Below are 20,040 nucleotides of genomic sequence, written 5' to 3'. Positions count from 1 at the left end.
AATGTTTGTCGAATCCCGACTGTGATTTCTCCTTCGTCGAAATGATATAAATTACGTATAATAAAAAAGGACTGTTCTTTGGAACAGTCCTTTTTTAATTTCATCTTTAGTTTTATTTTTTTCGAGTTGATTCTCTTTCTTTCAATTTTGTTTTGATGACGATTGTTTCGTATTCAGAAATTGTTCCTTCTGGCTCTTCCAATCTTTCGATTAATCTTTTTGCAGCAACTTCTCCAATTTCAACCCCATGCTGACTTACAGTAGTCAGACTTGGCGATAAACGTCTTGAAGCTAAAATTCCGTCAGCAAAACCAATAATCGAAATATCCTCTGGAACTCTGTAACCTTTTTTCAAACTTACTCTTAATGCCGCAACTGAATCATTTTCATCCAAAGCAAAAATTCCGTCAATTTTGTGGTCAAAAATCCCTTCGATTTTAGCTTTCATGTCTTCTTCAGAATCGGTACGAAGAATAATTTTTTCGTTAACTGGAATCTTATTGTCTTTTAAAGCTTTCAAATATCCTTCTGTTCTTAATCTTCCAACACTTATATTATCTACAGAAGAAATCAACGCAATATTTTTACATCCTAAATCAATTAAATGTTGTGTAGAGTTTAAAGCTGAATCAAAATCATCAACAACAACTTTATCACAATCTACTTCATCAGCAATACGATCGAACATTACAATTGGAGTTCCATCGTTTATAATTTCTGAAAAGTGATTGTAATCCTGAAGTTTTTGTGCCTCCTGAGAAACAGAAAGAATAAATCCATCAATTGTTCCGTTGCTCAACATTTCTAATGTATGAACTTCTTTCTCTAAAGATTCATTCGAAATACATGTAATTACATTATATCCTTTTTTATCGGCAACTTTCTCGATACCGCTAAAAACCTTAGCAAAAAAAGAGTTTAATATATTAGGTATAATTACACCTATCGTTTTTGTCTTACGATTCTTTAAATTCAGACCAATAACATTCGGCTTATAATTTTTGAGTTTTGCATACTCTTTAATCTTCACCTTCGTTTGCTCACTAATTTCCGGACTGTCATTCAGAGCTTTAGATACTGTTGACACCGAAACTCCTAGTTCTTTCGCAATTTGTTTTAGAGTTGCTTTAGCTTTCATCTATAAAAGTTTATGTAATTAATACAAATATAGTAGAATTACCGAAAATACAACAAAAAACAACTAGCTGTCTTTCAAATTATACCATTTATTCGAAATAATATCAAAAAAGCAGATTTTTCTGAAACCGCATCTCCTAAAATTTCGTTAATAATTAAATACCAAACAACTAATGGCCAATGTTGTTAACCTATTAAAAAAACTTGATTATGAAAAACGAAGTTAAAATTCATGAAGTTGACCCTTCACTGAATAGCAGAAGGAGCTTTCTTAAGCTCAGTGGACTAACATTAGTGACCACAGGTTTGGTTCTAGCTGGCTGCAGCGACAATGATAACGATGATAATATGCAAGACACTTCTCTGCCGGGAATTAAAAATGGTGTCTTCGATTTAGGTTCTGGAGATTTTGGAGTATTAACGTATGCCTATGCCCTGGAACAACTAGAAGCCGATTTTTATACAAAAGTCGTTAATGCCAGTAGCTTTACTACTGCATTTAGCAGTCTTGAACAAGAAGTTTTAACCGATTTGTACCATCACGAAGTGGTACATAGAGATTTTTTTAAAGCTGCTTTAAATGGAGCACTGCCCGATCCGAGTTCACAACTGCTTCCTACTTTAGCCTTTAATTATGGTTCCCTAAACTTTAACAGCCGTACTGAAGTTTTAGCTACTGCAAAAGCATTAGAAGATACTGGAGTCGCTGCTTATAATGGAGCAGGTAAATTAATTAAAACAGCGGACTACCTGTTATTAGCTGGAAAAATTGTTTCTGTTGAAGCCAGACATGCCTCTGCAATAAGAAGCTTAATTAATCCGAATTCTAAAGATTTTGCTGGAGATGATATTGTAAATATGTCAACAGGTTTAGATGATGCAAAAGACCCATCTAAAATACTGCCAATTGCTGCCAATTTTATTACTACAAAATTCACAGCTAAATACTTGCCTTAATCTTTAACCGCTAAAACTTAGAAATTATGAACATTTTAAAATTTATAGAATCCTTTACTGATGATAATTTGATGAATAGTACTGGTTCTCGAAGAGACAGTTTTTCAAAGTTTGGGAATATTGGAAAAAATTTAGCTTTCGCTTCCATCCCTTTTGGATTATCTGCACTTGCTAACAAAGCTTTCGCACAAGACATTACAGCAACACCTGCAACTCCAATTGGAGCTTTACAATTTGCTTTGACCTTAGAATATCTTGAAAATGAGTTTTACGCGATGGCATTAGATTCTGGCGTAATTCCAGCTTCTGAAAATGGTGGTCGTGATTTAAAGGTATTTCAACAGATTGCGGCACATGAATCTGATCATGTAAAATTTTTAATTGCAGGCTTAGGCGGTACAGCAAGTGCTAACTTTGTTCCTAAACCCACTTTTGACTTTACTGTTGGCGGTGCTTTTGATCCTTTTGGAGATTACCCGACCTTTTTAGCACTAGCACAAGCTTTCGAGGATACGGGAGTTAGAGCCTATAAAGGACAGGCCGCCAATTTAATTACTACACCAGATTTATTGACCGCAGCACTACAGATTCATTCTGTTGAAGCTCGTCATGCATCTGAAGTTAGAAGACTGCGAGGTTTAAAAGGATGGATTTCTAATTCCGAAAGAGGTGCAGGAATGCCAGCAGCAACACAAGCTGTTTACGATGGCGAAGGTGTAACAATACAGGCAGGATTTAATACTGCAACTGCTTTTGGTGCAGCGGCAGGCTCCGAAGCTTATGATGAGCCACTTACAACACAGCAAGTGGTCGATATCGCTAATATATTTATCGTATAGTCACTTTTTTTCTAAATATTTAACCGTCTTCACTTTATTGTGGAGACGGTTTTTTTATTCATCAATTAATTAAAAAACATAACCCCTGATTTTCAGCAGATAAAATATTCTTTCAGGTATTTGGTTTTAAAATAATTAATTGTACTTTTGCATCCCCTTTATTGGGGATGGAATGTTTAATTAAAATAATATTATGGACGCATTAAGCTACAAAACAGTTTCAGCTAGCAAAGCCACTGTAACTAAAGAGTGGATTGTTGTTGACGCTGAAGGTCATAACTTAGGACGTCTTGCTTCTAAAGTTGCAATGATCTTAAGAGGTAAGTACAAGCCAAGTTACACACCGCACGTTGACTGTGGAGATAACGTAATTGTTATCAACTCAGAGAAAATTAACCTTACAGGTACAAAATTGAATGACAAAATTTACATGCGTCATACAGGTTACCCAGGAGGACAAAGAACTTTAACTGCTAAAGTATTGCAAGCTAAAAACCCTGCATTATTAGTAGAAAAAGCTGTAAAAGGTATGTTACCTAAAAACAAATTAGGAGCTGAACTTTTTAGAAATCTAAATGTTGTTGTAGGATCTGAGCACACTCACGGAGCTCAAAAACCTAGAACTGTTAACCTAAATGATCTTAAGTAATGGGAGTTATTCACAAAATCGGTAGAAGAAAAACCGCTGTTGCACGTGTATACGTTTCTGAAGGAACTGGAAACATCACTGTAAACAAAAAAGAATTCGCAACTTACTTTCCAACTGCAACTTTACAATACAAAGTTTTACAACCGCTTTCTATGACAGAAAACGCTAGTAACTTTGACGTAAAAGTAAACGTTTACGGAGGTGGTACAACTGGTCAGGCAGAAGCTGTAAGAATGGCATTAGCACGCGTAATGTGTGAAGTTAACGCTGAAAACAGAGCTATCCTTAAACCAGAAGGTTTATTAACAAGAGACCCAAGAATGGTTGAACGTAAGAAATTCGGTCAGAAGAAAGCTCGTAAGAGATTCCAATTCTCTAAACGTTAATATTACCTGTCTTGTTCAGATGGGACAAGACATTATCAATTATTTATTGAAATTAAAAAACACAGTTATTGTTGCTCTCCTATCGAGGTAGGATATAGTTTAGCATCTAAATGTATAAAGCCAGAGAAATCGCCATTTATACATTGCTAATCAACAGAACGTAAACTAGTACAAAAATGGCAAACAAAATAGAAGTAAAAGAATTACTAGAAGCAGGTGTTCACTTCGGACACATGACTAGAAAATGGGATCCAAACATGGCTCCTTACATTTATATGGAGCGTAATGGTATTCACATTATCAATCTATATAAAACTGCAGCTAAAATTGAAGAGGCTAACGAAGCTTTGAAAAAAATCGCTGCATCAGGTAGAAAAATCTTATTCGTAGCTACCAAAAAACAAGCAAAAGACATCGTTGCTGATAAAGCAAAAGCAGCAAACATGCCTTACATCACTGAAAGATGGCCAGGTGGTATGTTGACTAACTTCGTAACTATCAGAAAGGCAGTTAAAAAAATGTCTTCTATCGATAAAATGAAGAAAGATGGTACTTTCAACACACTTTCTAAAAAAGAACGTTTACAAGTTGATCGTCTACGTGCTAAATTAGAGAAAAACTTAGGTTCAATTGCTGATATGTCTAGACTACCTGCAGCATTGTTCGTAGTAGATATCAAAGCTGAACACATCGCAATAAAAGAAGCTCAAAAATTAAACATTCCAGTTTTCGCAATGGTTGATACGAATTCTGACCCAAGAGAGGTTGATTACGTGATTCCTGCAAATGATGACGCTTCTAAATCAATTGACAAAATTTTATCTTTAGTAACTACTGCAGTAATCGAAGGTCTTTCTGACAGAGGTGCTGAAAAAGAAGTTGAAGCTGCTGAAGAAGCTCCTGCTGTTGAAGCTGAAGCTGCTCCTGCAACTGAAGAATAAATCAAAATTTAAATTCCAAATTTTAAATTCCAAAATCCAACCAGAATTAAAAACGTTATGTTGATAATTTATTAAAATTGGAGTTTGGGATTTAAAAGCTGGAATTTTTTACTTTTAAACACATTAAAACTTAAAATATTATGGCAACAATTACTGCTGCAGACGTAAATAAATTAAGACAATCTACAGGTGCCGGAATGATGGACTGTAAAAAAGCTTTAGTTGAAGCTGAAGGGGATTTCGATAAAGCGATCCAAATTCTTAGAGAAAAAGGACAAAAAGTTGCTGCTAACCGTTCTGACCGTGAGTCTTCTGAAGGAGCTGCTGTTTCTTTTATCAATGCAGACAACACTAAAGGAGCTATCATCACTTTAAACTGCGAAACTGACTTCGTAGGTAAAAATGAAGCTTTCGTAACTTTAGCTAAAGATTTAGTTGAAAGAGCTATCAACTTCTCTACTAAAGAAGAATTATTAGCTTCTGATTTCAACGGAATTACTGTTGCTGAAAAATTAATCGAGCAAACTGGTGTTATCGGTGAAAAAATCGAAATCGGTGGTTTCGAAATTTTAGAAGGTGCTTTCGTTGGATCTTATGTTCACGTTAACAAAATTGCTGCTTTAACAGCAATTTCTGCTCCAGTTGCTAACGCTGAAGCTTTAACAAAAGACATCTCTATGCAAGTTGCTTCTATGGGAGCTGATACTTTATCTTACAAAGATTTTGATCCTGCTTTCGTTGAATCTGAACTTGCTGCTCGTATTGCTGTAATTGAAAAAGACAATGAAGAAGCAAAACGTTTAGGAAAAACTTTAAAAAATGTTCCTAAATACATCTCTTTCTCTCAATTAACTCCTGAAGTTATCAAACAAGCAGAAGAAGATGCTAAAGCTGAATTAAAAGCTGAAGGTAAACCAGAGCAAATCTGGGACAAAATTCTTCCAGGAAAAGTTCAACGTTTCATTTCTGACAACACTACTTTAGATCAAGAAAAAGCTTTACTTGATCAAAACTTCATTAAAGATGATAGTAAAAAAGTTGGTGATTACGTAAAAGGATTCAATGTTGAAATTACAGGTTTCAAAAGAGTTACTTTAGGTTAATATATTATTTTTTCAATATTAAAAAGCCCGAATATTTATGTATTCGGGCTTTTTTTATTTTCATATAAAACTAACTTTCAACTGGAAAATTTCTTGCTCGCATCAATGCATCTGATTTTGGAGCTTGCCCTCTGAAATTCTCGTACATTTCTTCATTATCAATCGTATTTCCAACGCTTAAAACTGCTTTGTAAAGACGTTCAGAAACTTTCTTGTCAAAAGGTCCGTTTCCTTCTAGAAAAGCTTCGTAAGCATCTGCATTAATGACATCTGCCCATAAATAACTGTAATAACCTGCCGCATATCCATCACTTGAAAAAATATGGGCGAATTGCGGAATTCTATGCCTCATTACAATTTCAGCAGGCATATTAATTTCATTTAAAATTTTATCTTCAAATGCATCTGGATCAACTGTTTCTGTTGTTAAATGTAATTTCATATCAACAAAAGAACTTGAAATCGTTTCTACTGTTGCAAAACCTTCATTAAAATTAGCCGCCTTCCCTATTCTTTCAACTAAAGACTGAGATAAAGGTTCATTCGTTTTATAATGAAGCGCAAATTTATTTAGAACTTCTGGAACAGCCAGCCAATGTTCTAAAAGCTGAGATGGAAATTCAACATAATCTCTTGCAACTGAAGTCCCAGAAAGACTTGGATATGTCACATTTGAACATAATCCATGAAGTGCATGACCGAATTCATGAAACAAAGTAGTTGCATCATCCCATGAAATTAAAACTGGCTCCTTACTATTTCCTTTAATAAAATTACAGTTATTCGATACAATTGGAAGCGTTTTTCCATTTATTTTCTGCTGATCCCTGTGTGAATTCATCCACGCACCTGAACGTTTACCAACACGCGCATATGGATCGAAATACCACAATCCTATTGGTTCTCCAGTAGTTCTGTTATTTACTTCCCAAACACGAACATCGGCATGATAAACCGGAACATCAAATAGTTGTTTAAATCCTAAATCAAACAATTCTCCAGCTGTCCAGAACATTCCTTCGCGCAAATTCTCTAATTGCAGATATTGTTTTATTTCATTTTGATCTAAATCATATTGTGCTTTTCTGACTTTTTCTGCATAAAATCGGTAATCCCAAGGCTGGATTTTAAAGTTTCCACCTTCTCGATCAACCATTTCCTGCATTGCCGAAACATCATTTTTTACTTTTTCAACCGCAGGCTTCCAAACAGACTCCATTAACTCTAATGTTTTCTGAGGATCTTTTGCCATTTTATTTGACAAACTCCATTGAGCAAAATTATCAAAGCCTAATATTTTTGCCTTTTCCGCTCTCAATTTTAGAATGGATACCAATGTTTCATTTGTATCATTTTCATTCTTATTATCGCCTCTTTTTACAAAAATTTCAAAAGCTTTTTCTCTTAAATTTCTTCTGTTTGAGAAAGTCAAAAATGGCTCTATTGAAGATCTCGTATTTCCAATACATCCTAAAATATTGAGATTTCTTTCTTTTGCTTCAGCAATAGCTGCATTCTTAAATTCTTCCGGAAGACCATCAAAATCAGCTTCTGTTTCTAATTTTATGTACTGATCGTTTTCTTCAGCCAACAATTTTTGACTAAATGATGTAAAAAGCGTTGCCAGTTCTTGATTAATCTTCGCAACTTTCTCTTTTTCCTGTTCGTTTAATTCCGCTCCTTCTCTAACAAAATCAGTATAATAAAGCCAAAGCAAACGCTGTTGTTCTTTGTCTAAATCCTTCTTTCCCTCTGATTTATACAAAGATTCAATTCTCGAAAACAACCTTCCGTTTTGATATAATTTATCGTTTATCTCAGCCAATTTTGGCGACATTTCTGTATCAACTACATTAAATTCGGGAGTACTGAGATTCGATCTATAAATACCGTAAATAGCATGAATTCGATCCAATTTCTCCCCAGAAAGTTCCAAAGCCTTAATTGTATTATCGAAAGTAGGTGCTTCAGGATTATTTGCAATTGCGTCTATTTCATCTAATTTTTCCTTAATAGCAAATTCTATTGCTAGCTTAAAATCTGAAACTTTATATGAGTTAAAATCTGGAACTCCACCATAAGGTCCTGACCAATCTTTTAACAATGGATTATCTAAATTTGATTCTGTTTTCATAATAAATGCATTAATTATTTCTGTTCAATTATTCCAAAAAATAACGTCAGAATCCCAAAATTAACCAATCAAGAGCAAACTTCAAATTCGGCTCTATTATAAAAACAGATCAGCTTCAAAAATTTAAAAAGAAATAGCTTATTTTTGAAATATCAATATCCAAAATAAAAATGTTTAAGACTCGAAAAGAAATTGTTTTTGTAATTTTAGCAGGAATATTTATAACCAATGCCGTTGTTGCTGAGTTAATTGGAGGAAAGCTAATTCAAATTGGGCCCTTTGTAATGAGTATAGGAATTTTACCTTGGCCAATTGTGTTTCTAACTACCGATTTGATTAATGATCATTTTGGTGAAAAAGGGGTAAAAAAACTTTCTTTTATAACAGCCTGTTTAATTGCATATGCCTTTTTAATTTTATTTATGGCAATGACAATTCCTGCAGCAAAAGGAATTAGTCCTGTAAATGATCAACAGTTTCAAGCAGTTTTTGGACAGAGTATGTGGATTATTTTTGGAAGCCTTATTGCCTTTATGGCTTCGCAACTCATTGATGTTTGGATATTCTGGTTTTTTAAAAACAGAACAGGCGAAAAGAAAATATGGCTAAGAGCAACAGGTTCTACAGTAATTTCACAATTATTTGATTCATTTATTGTATTAGGAATTGCTTTTTGGCTTCCTGGAAAAATTGATTTTGACACCTTTATATCTTCTGGATTAATAGGATATACATTTAAACTGGCAATTGCAATCTTATTAACGCCTGCAATTTATTTAGGGCATCATTTGATTAAAAAATATTTAGACGAAGATCATTCTAAAAAAGAATAAAAATATTTGGGATCATGAAAAAACTTAGCTTAATTATTTTATTATCAATTACCTATTTGTTTTTCAGTTGTGGCAATGAAGAAAAAAAACAGCCTAAAAAAGAAATTCAGTCAATGAATAAACTTAAGCCTGCTGCTGTAAAAATAAACCCCAAAATCTCATCAAAAAATATTACTGCTCCAAAAGAAATTAAGAGTAAAAAACGGATTGATAAAAGAGAAATTTTTGCAGTTAAAAATGATCTCGAAATCAAAACTCCGATTCAACATACTGCACCTAAAACTGTAAATCCTTCAAACGTAAAAAAAGAAGTTAACGACAAACTAATGAGTTTTGTTAATCTTCGAAAAATATTAGAGAAATGCAAAATGGGTCAAACCATGACTCAAAAACAGCTTACAGAAAACTTTGAAATTCCAGAAGAAGCCGTTAAACTAGTAAAAAGTGTAACAAAAACAGCAGAAAATGAATTGGCCGTGAAATGGCAATCAACATGGTTTGTTGAAAAAGTATCCGACGCAGAACTTGAAGACGGCAAAATGAAAGTAGTCTTTAAGGCCAATAAAATGTATACTTCTGGAAATGCTATTGGCATTAAATACAATAGAAAAGTCTATAATAACTTAGTAATAATTGGTCGTTCAGCTTATATTCCAAGTGTAAAAGGTTACAGTTGGCAAATTGGAAGGTAATGAAAGAAAAGCTGTACCAAATTAAATTTGAAATGCCTGCCTGATAATCAGTAAATTATAAATTAATGTTAAAAAATTACGAAAAAACTTATTTTAACCGTTAGTTTTTCTCAAAAAAGATTCTATTTTTGTTAACGACATTTAACAAATAAAATCCACCAAAAATGAAAAAACTAAGTATTCTTTTCGTGTCAGTATTGACATTAGGTTTAACAGCTGTATCTTGTAGTAGTGATGACGATAACAAGAACGCATCAATTGAAGGAAAATGGGAAGTTACTCACCAAGGAGTAATTATTAACGGTCAAGAAGTTTTACAGCCTTATGATAATGAAGGAGGTTGCGAAATCCCATCAATGACCTTTACTAGCGATGCAAAATTCGTAGACGTTACGTCAGAATTTTGGGATTCAGAATGTAGCACTTATACTGAAGACGGTACTTGGAAAAAAGATGGAAACACTTTAACTCTTAAATATAGCGATGAAGAGGTTAAAGTTGATATCTTAGAATTAAGCGGTAGCACATTAAAAGTAAAATCTACATACACAGAAGAAGGCGTAACATTAAGTGCTGTTTCTGTATTTAAGAAAAAATAATTAAGTAAATTTGAAATTTACCCAAAACCTCAAACTAATAGTTTGAGGTTTTTTTATACATTTAAAATAAAAAAATGGAACCAATAAGATGTGGCTGGTGTAATTCCAGTGATTTATACAAAAAATATCATGATGAAGAATGGGGCGTTCCAGTTTATGACGACCCTACATTATTCGAGTTTTTAATTTTGGAAACTTTTCAGGCTGGTTTAAGCTGGATTACAATTTTAAATAAAAGAGAAAACTTCAGAGCTGCTTTTGATTATTTCGATTATAAAAAAATTGCTAATTATTCTGAAGATAAAATCGAAGAGTTAATGCAGAACACTGGAATTATTCGAAACAAATTAAAAATTAAAGCTGCTGTTTCTAATGCTCAAGCTTTTATGAAAGTTCAAGAAGAATTTGGAACTTTCTCTGATTATATTTGGAAATATACCGATAGAAAACCGATTGTAAACAATCTAAAAAATTCAAAAGATGCTCCTGCTACTACTCCACTTTCAGATGAAATCAGCAAAGATTTAAAAAAAAGAGGATTTAAATTTGTCGGTTCCACAGTTATTTACGCACATATGCAGGCCACCGGAATGGTCAATGATCATGTGGAAGATTGCTTTACGCGAAGGGAAAAATAGTCTCAGTTTTCAGTCAAAGTTCTCAGTTTTTTTGAATCTGAAACTTGAAACATAAAACTTTTAAACAAAAATTACATATATTTGCTTCACACTTTAGGGGTGTCTACAAACTTGTAGGCTGAGATTTTACCCTCTGAACCTGATCTAGTTCATACTAGCGTAGGGAAAAGTAAGATGACTTCTGCGCGCATTTTTATGCGTTCTTGTAGCCATTCCTAAGGTGTATCTATACACTAAACTAAAAAGGAATGGAACTTAAAATCAATCAACAAACCAAAATTTTCAATGCTGAAACGCTAAGCGTTCAATCATTGCTCGATCTCGAAATTCCGCACAAACAAAACGGAATCGCCGTTGCTGTTAACAATACTGTTGTTCCAAAAAACAAATGGAACGAATTCTTCGTACAAGAAACTGACGATATTTTAATTATTTCTGCTACACAAGGAGGATAGAACTTAAATTCCAAATTACCATTCATTTGTAGACGCACTGCAGTAAGTCTCTACAGTATAATTCATAACTTATAACTCATAACTTCTTTTCCTATGACAAACGAAGAACAAATATCCAGAACCCCGTTTCCAAATTCTAAGAAAGTATATATCGATGGAGAAATTCATCCGATAAAAGTTGCAATGCGCGAAATTGCTTTGAGCGATACCAAACTTTCTAATGGCGGAATTGAAAAAAATCCACCTGTAACCGTTTACGATACTTCTGGGCCTTACACAGATCCAAATGTAGAAATTGATATTAGAAAAGGATTACCACGCTTACGCGAAAACTGGATTCTTGACCGAAATGATGTTGAAATTCTAGAAGAAATCACATCAGATTATGGACAAAGCCGCTTAAAAGATGAAAGTCTGAATCATCTTCGATTTGAATATTTACATCAGCCAAAACGTGCTAAGAAAGGCGCGAATGTAACACAACTATATTATGCCAAACAAGGAATCATTACTCCAGAAATGGAATATATTGCGATTCGTGAAAACCAACGTATCGAACTTTTAAACGAACAAACTAAAGCAATGCAATGTCAGCACGGCGGAAATAGCTTTGGAGCAAATACTCCAAAAAGCAAAATTACACCTGAATTTGTTCGTTCTGAAGTTGCCTGCGGAAGAGCTATTATTCCAAACAACATCAATCACCCAGAAAGCGAACCAATGATTGTTGGACGTAATTTTTTAGTAAAAATCAATGCCAATATTGGAAATAGCGCTGTGACTTCAAGCATTGAAGAAGAAGTTGAAAAAGCCGTTTGGGCTTGCCGTTGGGGAGCTGATACGATTATGGATTTATCCACAGGAAAAAACATTCACGAAACAAGAGAATGGATTATTCGAAATTCACCTGTTCCAATTGGGACTGTTCCAATTTATCAAGCTCTTGAAAAAGTAAAAGGAATTGCTGAAGATTTAACTTGGGAAGTTTTCCGCGATACCTTGATTGAGCAAGCTGAACAAGGGGTTTCGTATTTTACGATTCACGCTGGAGTTTTGCTTCGTTATATTCATTTAACTGCCAATCGCGTTACTGGAATTGTTTCGCGAGGCGGGTCTATCATGGCAAAATGGTGTTTATTTCATCATAAAGAAAACTTCTTATACACTCATTTTGAGGAAATCTGCGAAATCATGAAACAATATGATGTGGCTTTTTCTCTTGGAGATGGTTTGCGTCCAGGTTCGATTGCAGATGCGAATGATGCTGCGCAGTTTGCCGAATTAGAAACTTTGGGCGAATTGACAAAAATTGCATGGAAACATGATGTTCAGGTTTTCATTGAGGGCCCAGGACACGTACCAATGCATATGATTAAAGAAAACATGGACAAACAATTGGAACATTGCCATGAAGCTCCATTTTATACTTTAGGACCTTTAACTACTGATATTGCGCCAGGTTACGATCATATCACTTCGGCAATAGGCGCAGCTATGATTGGCTGGTATGGATGCGCGATGTTATGCTATGTTACGCCAAAAGAGCACTTAGGTTTGCCAAATAAAAAAGACGTCAAAGACGGCGTAATCACCTATAAGATTTCTGCTCACGCTGCCGACTTGGCAAAAGGTCATCCAGGGGCGCAGTATCGCGATAACGCGTTGAGTAAAGCAAGATTTGAATTCCGTTGGGAAGATCAGTTTAATTTGGCTTTAGACCCAGATACAGCAAGAGAATTCCATGATGAAACACTTCCTGCTGATGGCGCGAAAGTAGCACATTTCTGTTCAATGTGCGGACCAAAATTCTGTTCTATGAAAATATCTCAAGAAATTAGAGATGTCGCTGCCGCTGAAAAAGGAATGCAGGAGAAATCAGAGGAATTTATTGAACAAGGGAAAGAGATTTATATTTAGAATTTTAGAAAATAGAATACAGAGAAAAGATATGATAGTAATCTCTAACTCTTTTGTTGTTGACAATGAAATCAAGATACTTCATTCTCTATTTGATGAAGGATTGTCTTTGCTTCATATTCGCAAACCTGATTTTTCTGAATTGGAAATGGCGCAATTTATTCATCAGATCAAATTGGAATTTCATGATAATTTGGTTTTGCATAGTCATCATCATTTAGCAAAAGATTTTGGCATTAACAGATTGCATTTTTCTGAAAAAGAAAGAAAAAGACTGAATGATTTTCCTGAAAGGTTTTTAAAACCTTGTAGGTCTAAATCAACGTCAACACATTCAATTGAAGATTTTAATTCTCTTGAAAATTTTGATTATGCATTTTTAAGTCCAGTCTTCAAAAGTATTTCTAAAGAAAATTATTATCCTGAAAAAGATCTTTTTGAAAAAATAAAATCACGAAAAAATCAACAGACAAAAATGGTTGCTTTGGGCGGAATTGATTCTGAAAACATTCAAAAAATCTTAGAAAAAGGTTTTGATGATACTGCACTTTTGGGAACTATTTGGAAAAATAAAAATCCATTAAAACAATTTAAATTATGTCAAAAGATCGCCCTTATGTACTCACAATCGCAGGTTTAGATCCTTCTGGAGGTGCAGGAATTTTGGCTGATATCAAAACATTTGAACAGCACAAAGTTTGTGGTTTTGCAATTTCGACAGCAAATACCATTCAGACTGAAAATCAGTTTCATGAAATTCAGTGGACTGATTTGGGGTTTGTAATTCGTTCGATCGAAACTTTGTTTTTAAATTATAAAATCAGCGTTGTGAAAATTGGAATTGCATCTTCTTTACATGATTTAAACCGAATTGTTTCGACGATAAAGTTGCTTTCTCCTTTAACCAAAATTGTTTGGGATCCTGTTTTGAAATCGACTACAAAATTTGAATTTATGAATATTGAAGATCATTTACATATAGATTTAAATAAAATATTGTCGAAAATCGATTTGATAACACCAAATTCTCATGAAGCCGAAATTCTATTTCCTGATTTTGCTTCTAATGAAAATAAATTTTCAACGAGCATTTTATTAAAAGGTGGCCATAACGAAAAAGCCTTGGGAAAAGATCTTTTATTTCTAAAAAATGAAGTCTTAGAATTGCTTCCATCAGAAAAAAACTGTTTTAAGAAACATGGCTCAGGCTGTGTGCTTTCTTCTGCAATTGCTTCGAATTTAGCTTTAAATCAGACACTAAAAGAAGCCTGTAAAAATGCTAAAATTTATATCGAAAATTACTTGAGTTCAACACCAACTTTAATCGGATATCATTATGTATAGCAAACTTCAATATATCTCGCAGGGCGAAACTATCGAAAAACAATTGTATAATATTCATCAGGCGCTTGACGCAGGATGCAATTGGATACAAATGCGTTTTAAAAACCAAGCACAAAAAGATGCTTTCACTTTAGCGGAAGCGGTAAAACCTTTATGTGAAAAGTACGCAGCCAATTTTATTGTAAACGACAATTTGCAACTTACTAAAGAAATAGATGCTGACGGCGTTCACCTAGGTTTAACCGATACTAAAATCGATGAAGCTAGAGCTTTTTTAGGCGCTTCAAAAGTAATCGGAGGAACTGCTAATACTTTTGAAGACATTCAAAATCACGTTAAAAATGGATGTAATTATATCGGATTAGGTCCTTTTCGCTTTACTGCCACAAAAGAAAAATTAAGTCCGATTTTGGGATTATCGGGCTATTTTGACATACTTCAAAAACTGAAAAAAAATAAAATCGAAATTCCAGTTTATGCTATAGGAGGCATCACTTTAAGAGATGTAAGTCCGTTAATGGAAACTGGAATTTTCGGAATTGCCGTTTCTGGAATCATTACTGAAAGTGATGAAAAGGAAAAATTAATTCAACAACTAAACGAAAAATTATATGCAAACATCATTGTTTAATATAGGAGACAAAACCTTTAATTCCCGTTTGTTTCTTGGAACAGGAAAGTTTGGTTCAAATGAAGAAATGGAAAGCGCCATTTTAGCTTCAGAAAGCGAATTGGTTACTGTAGCACTAAAACGCATTGATCTGGAAACCGATACTGATGCTATTTTATCGCATTTAAAACATCCAAATATCAATTTATTACCGAATACATCTGGAGCAAGAAATGCTAAAGAAGCTGTATTTGCAGCACAATTAGCTCGCGAAGCTTTAGATACAAACTGGGTAAAATTAGAAATTCATCCCGATCCGAAATATTTAATGCCAGATCCAATTGAAACTTTAAAAGCAACTGAGGAATTGGCAAAACTTGGTTTCATTGTGCTTCCGTACATTCACGCTGATCCTGTTTTATGCAAACATTTGGAGAGTGCTGGAACTTCGGCTGTTATGCCTTTGGGTTCGCCAATTGGAAGCAATAAAGGTCTAAAAACAATCGATTTTTTAGAAATTATTATCGAACAAAGTACTGTTCCTGTAATTGTTGATGCGGGAATTGGAGCGCCTTCTGATGCTGCAAAAGCAATGGAAATTGGTGCGGATGCCGTTTTAGTGAATACCGCGATAGCTGTAGCAGGAAATCCGAAATTAATGGCCGAAGCTTTTAAGGAAGCGGTAATTGCGGGAAGAAAAGCTTTTGAAGCTAGAATTGGTTCTCAGCAAAATTATGCTGTCGCTTCTAGCCCATTGACTTCTTTTTTGTATGATTAATTTTAAACGCAAAGTTCGCAAGGTTTTTTCGCAAAGCACGCTAAGCTTGGCAAACTTTTAAAGCAAAAAAAGAACTCAAAGCTTAGCGAACTTTGTGCATCCTTAGCGCGCTTTGCGTTAAAAACTTTTGCAGTAAAACTAAACTCACATGAATACTTTCAAATCTATTTTCGAGCAATATAATTGGGATGAAATCCAGTCCAGAATATATAAAACCACATCAAAAGATGTCGAAAGAACATTGGCTAAAACCAAATACAATCTCGATGATTTTTTGATTTTGATTTCTCCAATCGCTCAGAATTATTTAGAACAAATGGCACAAAAATGCAATGAAATTACCAAAAAACGTTTCGGAAAAACGATTCAAATGTATGCGCCACTCTATTTGAGCAACGAATGCCAAAACATTTGCACCTATTGCGGATTTAGTTTAGACAATAAAATCAAAAGAAAAACCCTTTCTGATGCTGAAATAAAACTCGAAGTTGAAGCTTTAAAAAAAACAGGTTTTGATCATGTTTTATTGGTTACAGGTGAAGCAAATTATACTGTAAATATTAATTATTTTCTAAATGCTATTAATTTAATCAAAGAAGATTTTTCGATTATTTCTGTTGAAGTTCAGCCACTATCTACAGAAGATTATGAGCGTTTGCACGAAGCTGGTGTTTATTCTGTTTTGGTTTATCAGGAAACGTATCATCAGGAAGTTTACAAAAAATACCATACAAAAGGTAAGAAATCAAATTTTGATTATCGATTGGAAACTCCAGATCGAATTGGAACTGCGGGAATTCATAAAATTGGTTTAGGGGTTTTATTAGGTTTGGAAGATTGGCGAACTGATAGTTTCTTCAATGCTCTGCATTTAGATTATCTTCAAAAGAAATACTGGCAGACAAAATATTCGGTTTCCTTTCCCCGCCTGCGTCCAGCCGAAGGAATTATTGAACCGAATTTCATTATGGATGATAAAGATTTGACTCAATTAATCTGCGCTTACAGATTGTGGAATGAAGATTTGGAAATTTCGATTTCAACTCGCGAAAATGAAAAATTTAGAAACAACATTATTCCAATTGGCGTTACGAGTATGAGCGCAGGTTCGAAGACAAATCCTGGCGGTTATATTGTTGATCCGCAATCCTTGGAACAATTTGAAATCAGCGACGAACGTTCCGCGGAAGAAATTTCTAAAATCATAAAAAATGCAGGCTATGAACCTGTTTGGAAAGACTGGGACAAAGCTTATAGTTGAAATATTTCAAGTTTCAGGTTTCAGGTTTCAAGTTTTAGGTTTGAATACTTTACATTTTACAATTTACAATTCACAATTTACAATTCACAATTTACAATTCACAATTTACAATTCACAATTAAAAAAATGAGCATTATACAAGAATTTCTGCGTTATAACAGACAGACCATTCTTCCTGAAATTGGCGATGAAGGCCAGGAAAAATTAAAAAAAGCAAAAGTTTTAGTAATTGGAGCTGGCGGTTTAGGTTGTCCAATTTTACAATATATCGCAACGGCTGGAGTTGGTTTTATCGGAATTATGGACTTTGATACGATTGAAATTCACAATCTTCACAGACAGATTTTATACACTGAAAATAAAATTGGTCAGCAAAAAGCTATTGTGGCAAAAGAAGTGGTTTCTAAACTAAATCCGTTAATTGAAACTGTTGCGATTAATGAAAAATTAACCACTGCAAATGCATCAAAAATCATTCAGCAATATGATCTTGTCGTGGATGGTTCTGATAATTTTTCTACTCGTTATTTGGTGAATGATACTTGCGTTGAATTGAAAAAGCCTCTGGTTTATGGAAGCATTTTAAAATTTGAAGGACAAATTGCCGTTTTCAATCATAACGGAAGTAAAAACCTTCGCGATTTGTTTCCAGAAATGCCAAATCCAAAGGATGTTCCGAATTGTAATTTGAACGGAGTTCTAGGGACTTTACCTGGAATCATTGGAAATATGATGGCACATGAAACATTAAAATTGATTCTCGAATTACCAACTTTAAATAATGAATTAATAATCTTTAATACTTTGAACTGGAACTTTACAAAGTTGAATTTCTAAAAAACAACCTCATCACCAACGCTAATAATACCAGAATTTAGACTCACAATATTGGTTCCGAATAAAACCGAATTGTCTACATTTCTGTATTTACTTAACGTTTTTAGAGGTTCTTTTTTCAAACGCCCATTTTCCGGATCATTGTTCACCATAACACACCTTCCGCATGGTTTTATGTTTTTAAACTGAACATCACCTATTGCAAAAGTCTTAAAATCGTCTTCTTCATGAGGGCTTTCTGTACTTACTACAAGGTTTGGACGAAATCTTTTTATGGTGATTTTTTCATCCAATTTATCATTCAAAAAGTCTAAACTTTTGGATCCAATTAATAAATACGGATAACCATCTGCCAGACTCACATTGAAGGTTTCTTTCAATCTGGAGCTTTCGTGTTTACGAGCTCCATTTTTTAGTATTTTGACCAATTTACATTCAAATCCCAAATGTTTACTAAACCATTTTGAAGTTTCTTGGTTTACCTCAACAACTTCGCTCTTATCATCCCAAACATTTACTTTAATTGTATTTTCTAAAGACTCATCAATAGAAAATTCATGTTTTTGATCTTGAAAAGTAATACCAATTTTTCCATCTAAAATCTGTGGATAAAATTGACTCATGATTCGATGTTCTCTTTGCGTAAGCATTTGATTTTCTGCATCAATCAGCATCCAACGACGATCGTTTTCAAACCCCATTTCTTCCGCTTTTGCAGATTGAAGACTGATTCCTGCCAAGCTTTTAATTGGATAGATATAAATTTCTGTTACGCTATAAACTGCACTCATTTTTACTTAGTTTTTAAAATGGACATAAATTCTTCACGATCGATTTCCCGACATCCTAAACTTTCTAAATGCGGATTATAAACCTGACAATCTAACAACTTATAATTTTCTTTCTTCAAATATAAGGCTAAAGCAATAAAAGCTGTTTTTGAGGCATTTGAAACTTTAGAAAACATACTTTCTCCGCAAAAAACATCTCCCAAATCAATTCCATATAAACCTCCTACGAGCACATCATCCTGCCAAACCTCAACCGATTTTGCGACTCCCTCTTCATTTAATTTACAATACGCCTCGATCATTTCATCTGAAATCCAAGTTCCGTTTTGCCCTTCACGTTTTATCTGCTGGCAGTTCGAAATTACTTCTCTGAAATTTTTATTATAGGTTACTTTAAAGATTTTCTTATTGAGAATCTTTTTCATGCTTTTGGATATCACCAATTCATCAAAAAATAAAACCATTCGAGGATCTGGCGCCCACCAAAGAATTGGCTCCCCTTCATTAAACCAAGGAAAAATACCACTTTTGTAAGCCAACAGTAAACGCTCTGTACTCAGATCGCCTCCAATTGCCAAAACGCCTTCTTCATCGGCTTCTGTAACAGGCGGAAAAAATAAATCTTTGAATAAATAATACATTCTTAAAAATAATCAATTTTTAAATTCCAATGAAATTGAAATCTCAATACAAAAAATTCCAAACTCCAAATTCATGCGAATGAATTGGAATTTGGAATTTAAAATTTTAGAATTTAAACCTTTTTTAGAACGGTAAATCGTCTGGTTCGTCTTCGTTTACGTTTGTTGCTGGAGCAAAAGTTTCCGCTGTTGGCATTGGTGGTGCTTGTGTAGAACCTTCTGCAGCTAATCTTTCGATTCTCCAACCTTGAATACTATTGAAATATCTAGTTTCTCCTTGCGGATTAACCCATTCTCTTCCTCTTAAATTGATAGAAACTTTTACTGCATCTCCTTGTTTATAGCTACTCAATAAATCGCATTTATCTTGTGTAAATTCGATTAAAATATGTTGTGGATACTGCTCCTCAGTAGTAACAACTAACTCTCTTTTTTTGAATGAGGCACTAACTTGCTGCTCTGGGTTAACCACTTTTACTTTTCCTGTAACTTCCATCT

Annotated in this window: 23 protein-coding genes and 1 riboswitch; of the genes, 18 read left to right on the top strand and 5 right to left on the bottom strand. The window is 34.0% G+C overall.

Annotation, left to right across the window (positions count from 1 at the left end; genetic code table 11):
- Positions 1 to 112: 112 nt before the first annotated feature.
- The gene (locus OD917_RS14915; RefSeq protein ID WP_263524225.1) at positions 113 to 1,138 is read right to left on the bottom strand and encodes a LacI family DNA-binding transcriptional regulator; all 1,026 of its coding nucleotides are present in this window, start codon (positions 1,136 to 1,138) and stop codon (positions 113 to 115) included.
- Positions 1,139 to 1,347: 209 nt separating this feature from the next.
- Between OD917_RS14915 and OD917_RS14910 the strand changes: the two genes are divergently transcribed.
- From OD917_RS14910 to tsf, 6 genes are all read left to right on the top strand, one after another.
- Entirely contained in the window at positions 1,348 to 2,094 is a 747-nt protein-coding gene (locus tag OD917_RS14910; protein ID WP_263524224.1) for a ferritin-like domain-containing protein, read from the top strand.
- Positions 2,095 to 2,120: 26 nt separating this feature from the next.
- Complete coding sequence (locus OD917_RS14905; RefSeq protein ID WP_263524223.1) at positions 2,121 to 2,933, top strand: ferritin-like domain-containing protein; 813 nt, start codon at positions 2,121 to 2,123, stop codon at positions 2,931 to 2,933.
- 193 nt (positions 2,934 to 3,126) lie between these two features.
- The gene (gene rplM, locus OD917_RS14900; protein ID WP_095927953.1) at positions 3,127 to 3,582 is read left to right on the top strand and encodes a 50S ribosomal protein L13; all 456 of its coding nucleotides are present in this window, start codon (positions 3,127 to 3,129) and stop codon (positions 3,580 to 3,582) included.
- On the top strand, positions 3,582 to 3,968 hold the full coding sequence (gene rpsI, locus OD917_RS14895) for a 30S ribosomal protein S9 (RefSeq protein ID WP_008466792.1): 387 nt from the start codon (positions 3,582 to 3,584) through the stop codon (positions 3,966 to 3,968). Before rplM ends, rpsI begins: the two co-directional genes overlap by 1 nt.
- Before the next feature lie 176 nt (positions 3,969 to 4,144).
- Positions 4,145 to 4,909 carry a 30S ribosomal protein S2 gene (rpsB, locus tag OD917_RS14890; protein WP_095927954.1) on the top strand — a complete coding sequence of 255 codons (765 nt, stop codon included), beginning with the start codon at positions 4,145 to 4,147 and terminating at the stop codon, positions 4,907 to 4,909.
- A 140-nt stretch (positions 4,910 to 5,049) separates the two neighbouring features.
- Entirely contained in the window at positions 5,050 to 6,012 is a 963-nt protein-coding gene (gene tsf / locus OD917_RS14885; protein ID WP_263524222.1) for a translation elongation factor Ts, read from the top strand.
- Positions 6,013 to 6,082: 70 nt separating this feature from the next.
- On the opposite strand, the gene OD917_RS14880 is transcribed toward tsf, so the two are convergent.
- The gene (locus OD917_RS14880) at positions 6,083 to 8,146 is read right to left on the bottom strand and encodes a M3 family metallopeptidase (protein ID WP_263524221.1); all 2,064 of its coding nucleotides are present in this window, start codon (positions 8,144 to 8,146) and stop codon (positions 6,083 to 6,085) included.
- A gap of 170 nt (positions 8,147 to 8,316) precedes the next feature.
- Here OD917_RS14880 and OD917_RS14875 point away from each other — a divergent pair, with 170 nt between their 5' ends.
- The 12 genes from OD917_RS14875 to OD917_RS14820 all read left to right on the top strand — a co-directional run bounded on the left by OD917_RS14875 (position 8,317) and on the right by OD917_RS14820 (position 18,110).
- Entirely contained in the window at positions 8,317 to 8,979 is a 663-nt protein-coding gene (locus OD917_RS14875) for a queuosine precursor transporter (RefSeq protein ID WP_111288033.1), read from the top strand.
- 14 nt (positions 8,980 to 8,993) lie between these two features.
- Entirely contained in the window at positions 8,994 to 9,671 is a 678-nt protein-coding gene (locus OD917_RS14870; protein ID WP_263524220.1) for a hypothetical protein, read from the top strand.
- Positions 9,672 to 9,835: 164 nt separating this feature from the next.
- On the top strand, positions 9,836 to 10,270 hold the full coding sequence (locus OD917_RS14865; RefSeq protein ID WP_263524219.1) for a lipocalin family protein: 435 nt from the start codon (positions 9,836 to 9,838) through the stop codon (positions 10,268 to 10,270).
- 74 nt (positions 10,271 to 10,344) lie between these two features.
- On the top strand, positions 10,345 to 10,908 hold the full coding sequence (locus OD917_RS14860) for a DNA-3-methyladenine glycosylase I (protein ID WP_263524218.1): 564 nt from the start codon (positions 10,345 to 10,347) through the stop codon (positions 10,906 to 10,908).
- Between the two features lie 85 nt (positions 10,909 to 10,993).
- Positions 10,994 to 11,091: riboswitch (TPP riboswitch) on the top strand.
- A gap of 65 nt (positions 11,092 to 11,156) precedes the next feature.
- A complete protein-coding gene (gene thiS / locus OD917_RS14855) occupies positions 11,157 to 11,363 on the top strand; it encodes a sulfur carrier protein ThiS (protein ID WP_263524217.1) in 207 nt (68 codons plus the stop codon).
- A gap of 93 nt (positions 11,364 to 11,456) precedes the next feature.
- A complete protein-coding gene (thiC, locus tag OD917_RS14850) occupies positions 11,457 to 13,280 on the top strand; it encodes a phosphomethylpyrimidine synthase ThiC (protein WP_263524216.1) in 1,824 nt (607 codons plus the stop codon).
- A gap of 31 nt (positions 13,281 to 13,311) precedes the next feature.
- Positions 13,312 to 13,920, top strand: coding sequence for a thiamine phosphate synthase (locus OD917_RS14845; protein WP_263524215.1), 609 nt, complete (start codon positions 13,312 to 13,314; stop codon positions 13,918 to 13,920).
- A complete protein-coding gene (locus OD917_RS14840; protein ID WP_263524214.1) occupies positions 13,878 to 14,624 on the top strand; it encodes a hydroxymethylpyrimidine/phosphomethylpyrimidine kinase in 747 nt (248 codons plus the stop codon). Before OD917_RS14845 ends, OD917_RS14840 begins: the two co-directional genes overlap by 43 nt.
- Positions 14,617 to 15,255, top strand: a complete 639-nt coding sequence (locus tag OD917_RS14835) for a thiamine phosphate synthase (RefSeq protein WP_263524213.1) — start codon at positions 14,617 to 14,619, stop codon at positions 15,253 to 15,255. Before OD917_RS14840 ends, OD917_RS14835 begins: the two co-directional genes overlap by 8 nt.
- Positions 15,236 to 16,012 (top strand): thiazole synthase, encoded by a 777-nt coding sequence (locus tag OD917_RS14830; RefSeq protein ID WP_318013903.1) that lies wholly within the window; start codon positions 15,236 to 15,238, stop codon positions 16,010 to 16,012. Before OD917_RS14835 ends, OD917_RS14830 begins: the two co-directional genes overlap by 20 nt.
- Before the next feature lie 148 nt (positions 16,013 to 16,160).
- Positions 16,161 to 17,273: a 2-iminoacetate synthase ThiH gene (gene thiH / locus OD917_RS14825; protein WP_263524212.1), complete on the top strand. Its 1,113-nt coding sequence runs from the start codon at positions 16,161 to 16,163 to the stop codon at positions 17,271 to 17,273.
- Positions 17,274 to 17,399: 126 nt separating this feature from the next.
- Entirely contained in the window at positions 17,400 to 18,110 is a 711-nt protein-coding gene (locus OD917_RS14820; protein ID WP_263524211.1) for a HesA/MoeB/ThiF family protein, read from the top strand.
- Here OD917_RS14820 and OD917_RS14815 read toward each other — a convergent pair.
- From OD917_RS14815 to OD917_RS14805, 3 genes are all read right to left on the bottom strand, one after another.
- The gene (locus OD917_RS14815; protein WP_263524210.1) at positions 18,107 to 18,901 is read right to left on the bottom strand and encodes an MOSC domain-containing protein; all 795 of its coding nucleotides are present in this window, start codon (positions 18,899 to 18,901) and stop codon (positions 18,107 to 18,109) included. The genes OD917_RS14820 and OD917_RS14815 overlap by 4 nt on opposite strands.
- Before the next feature lie 2 nt (positions 18,902 to 18,903).
- The gene (gene aat / locus OD917_RS14810) at positions 18,904 to 19,542 is read right to left on the bottom strand and encodes a leucyl/phenylalanyl-tRNA--protein transferase (RefSeq protein WP_263524209.1); all 639 of its coding nucleotides are present in this window, start codon (positions 19,540 to 19,542) and stop codon (positions 18,904 to 18,906) included.
- Between the two features lie 124 nt (positions 19,543 to 19,666).
- Positions 19,667 to 20,038: a DUF3127 domain-containing protein gene (locus OD917_RS14805; RefSeq protein ID WP_111288061.1), complete on the bottom strand. Its 372-nt coding sequence runs from the start codon at positions 20,036 to 20,038 to the stop codon at positions 19,667 to 19,669.
- Between the last annotated feature and the right edge of the window lie 2 nt (positions 20,039 to 20,040).

It is taken from the genome of Flavobacterium sp. SH_e (assembly GCF_025717045.1).
In the GTDB taxonomy this organism is placed as follows: Bacteria; Bacteroidota; Bacteroidia; order Flavobacteriales; family Flavobacteriaceae; genus Flavobacterium.
The sequence above is the reverse complement of the archived record's forward strand: the minus strand, read 5'-3'. Positions and strand labels throughout refer to the sequence as shown.

Excerpts from the sequence above, each read along its gene's own strand:
- OD917_RS14915 (WP_263524225.1), bottom strand. The coding sequence starts at position 1,138 with ATGAAAGCTAAAGCAACTCTAAAACAAATTGCGAAAGAACTAGGAGTT.
- OD917_RS14910 (WP_263524224.1), top strand. The coding sequence starts at position 1,348 with ATGAAAAACGAAGTTAAAATTCATGAAGTTGACCCTTCACTGAATAGC.
- OD917_RS14905 (WP_263524223.1), top strand. The coding sequence starts at position 2,121 with ATGAACATTTTAAAATTTATAGAATCCTTTACTGATGATAATTTGATG.
- rplM (WP_095927953.1), top strand. The coding sequence starts at position 3,127 with ATGGACGCATTAAGCTACAAAACAGTTTCAGCTAGCAAAGCCACTGTA.
- rpsI (WP_008466792.1), top strand. The coding sequence starts at position 3,582 with ATGGGAGTTATTCACAAAATCGGTAGAAGAAAAACCGCTGTTGCACGT.
- rpsB (WP_095927954.1), top strand. The coding sequence starts at position 4,145 with ATGGCAAACAAAATAGAAGTAAAAGAATTACTAGAAGCAGGTGTTCAC.
- tsf (WP_263524222.1), top strand. The coding sequence starts at position 5,050 with ATGGCAACAATTACTGCTGCAGACGTAAATAAATTAAGACAATCTACA.
- OD917_RS14880 (WP_263524221.1), bottom strand. The coding sequence starts at position 8,146 with ATGAAAACAGAATCAAATTTAGATAATCCATTGTTAAAAGATTGGTCA.
- OD917_RS14875 (WP_111288033.1), top strand. The coding sequence starts at position 8,317 with ATGTTTAAGACTCGAAAAGAAATTGTTTTTGTAATTTTAGCAGGAATA.
- OD917_RS14870 (WP_263524220.1), top strand. The coding sequence starts at position 8,994 with ATGAAAAAACTTAGCTTAATTATTTTATTATCAATTACCTATTTGTTT.
- OD917_RS14865 (WP_263524219.1), top strand. The coding sequence starts at position 9,836 with ATGAAAAAACTAAGTATTCTTTTCGTGTCAGTATTGACATTAGGTTTA.
- OD917_RS14860 (WP_263524218.1), top strand. The coding sequence starts at position 10,345 with ATGGAACCAATAAGATGTGGCTGGTGTAATTCCAGTGATTTATACAAA.
- thiS (WP_263524217.1), top strand. The coding sequence starts at position 11,157 with ATGGAACTTAAAATCAATCAACAAACCAAAATTTTCAATGCTGAAACG.
- thiC (WP_263524216.1), top strand. The coding sequence starts at position 11,457 with ATGACAAACGAAGAACAAATATCCAGAACCCCGTTTCCAAATTCTAAG.
- OD917_RS14845 (WP_263524215.1), top strand. The coding sequence starts at position 13,312 with ATGATAGTAATCTCTAACTCTTTTGTTGTTGACAATGAAATCAAGATA.
- OD917_RS14840 (WP_263524214.1), top strand. The coding sequence starts at position 13,878 with ATGTCAAAAGATCGCCCTTATGTACTCACAATCGCAGGTTTAGATCCT.
- OD917_RS14835 (WP_263524213.1), top strand. The coding sequence starts at position 14,617 with ATGTATAGCAAACTTCAATATATCTCGCAGGGCGAAACTATCGAAAAA.
- OD917_RS14830 (WP_318013903.1), top strand. The coding sequence starts at position 15,236 with ATGCAAACATCATTGTTTAATATAGGAGACAAAACCTTTAATTCCCGT.
- thiH (WP_263524212.1), top strand. The coding sequence starts at position 16,161 with ATGAATACTTTCAAATCTATTTTCGAGCAATATAATTGGGATGAAATC.
- OD917_RS14820 (WP_263524211.1), top strand. The coding sequence starts at position 17,400 with ATGAGCATTATACAAGAATTTCTGCGTTATAACAGACAGACCATTCTT.
- OD917_RS14815 (WP_263524210.1), bottom strand. The coding sequence starts at position 18,901 with ATGAGTGCAGTTTATAGCGTAACAGAAATTTATATCTATCCAATTAAA.
- aat (WP_263524209.1), bottom strand. The coding sequence starts at position 19,542 with ATGTATTATTTATTCAAAGATTTATTTTTTCCGCCTGTTACAGAAGCC.
- OD917_RS14805 (WP_111288061.1), bottom strand. The coding sequence starts at position 20,038 with ATGGAAGTTACAGGAAAAGTAAAAGTGGTTAACCCAGAGCAGCAAGTT.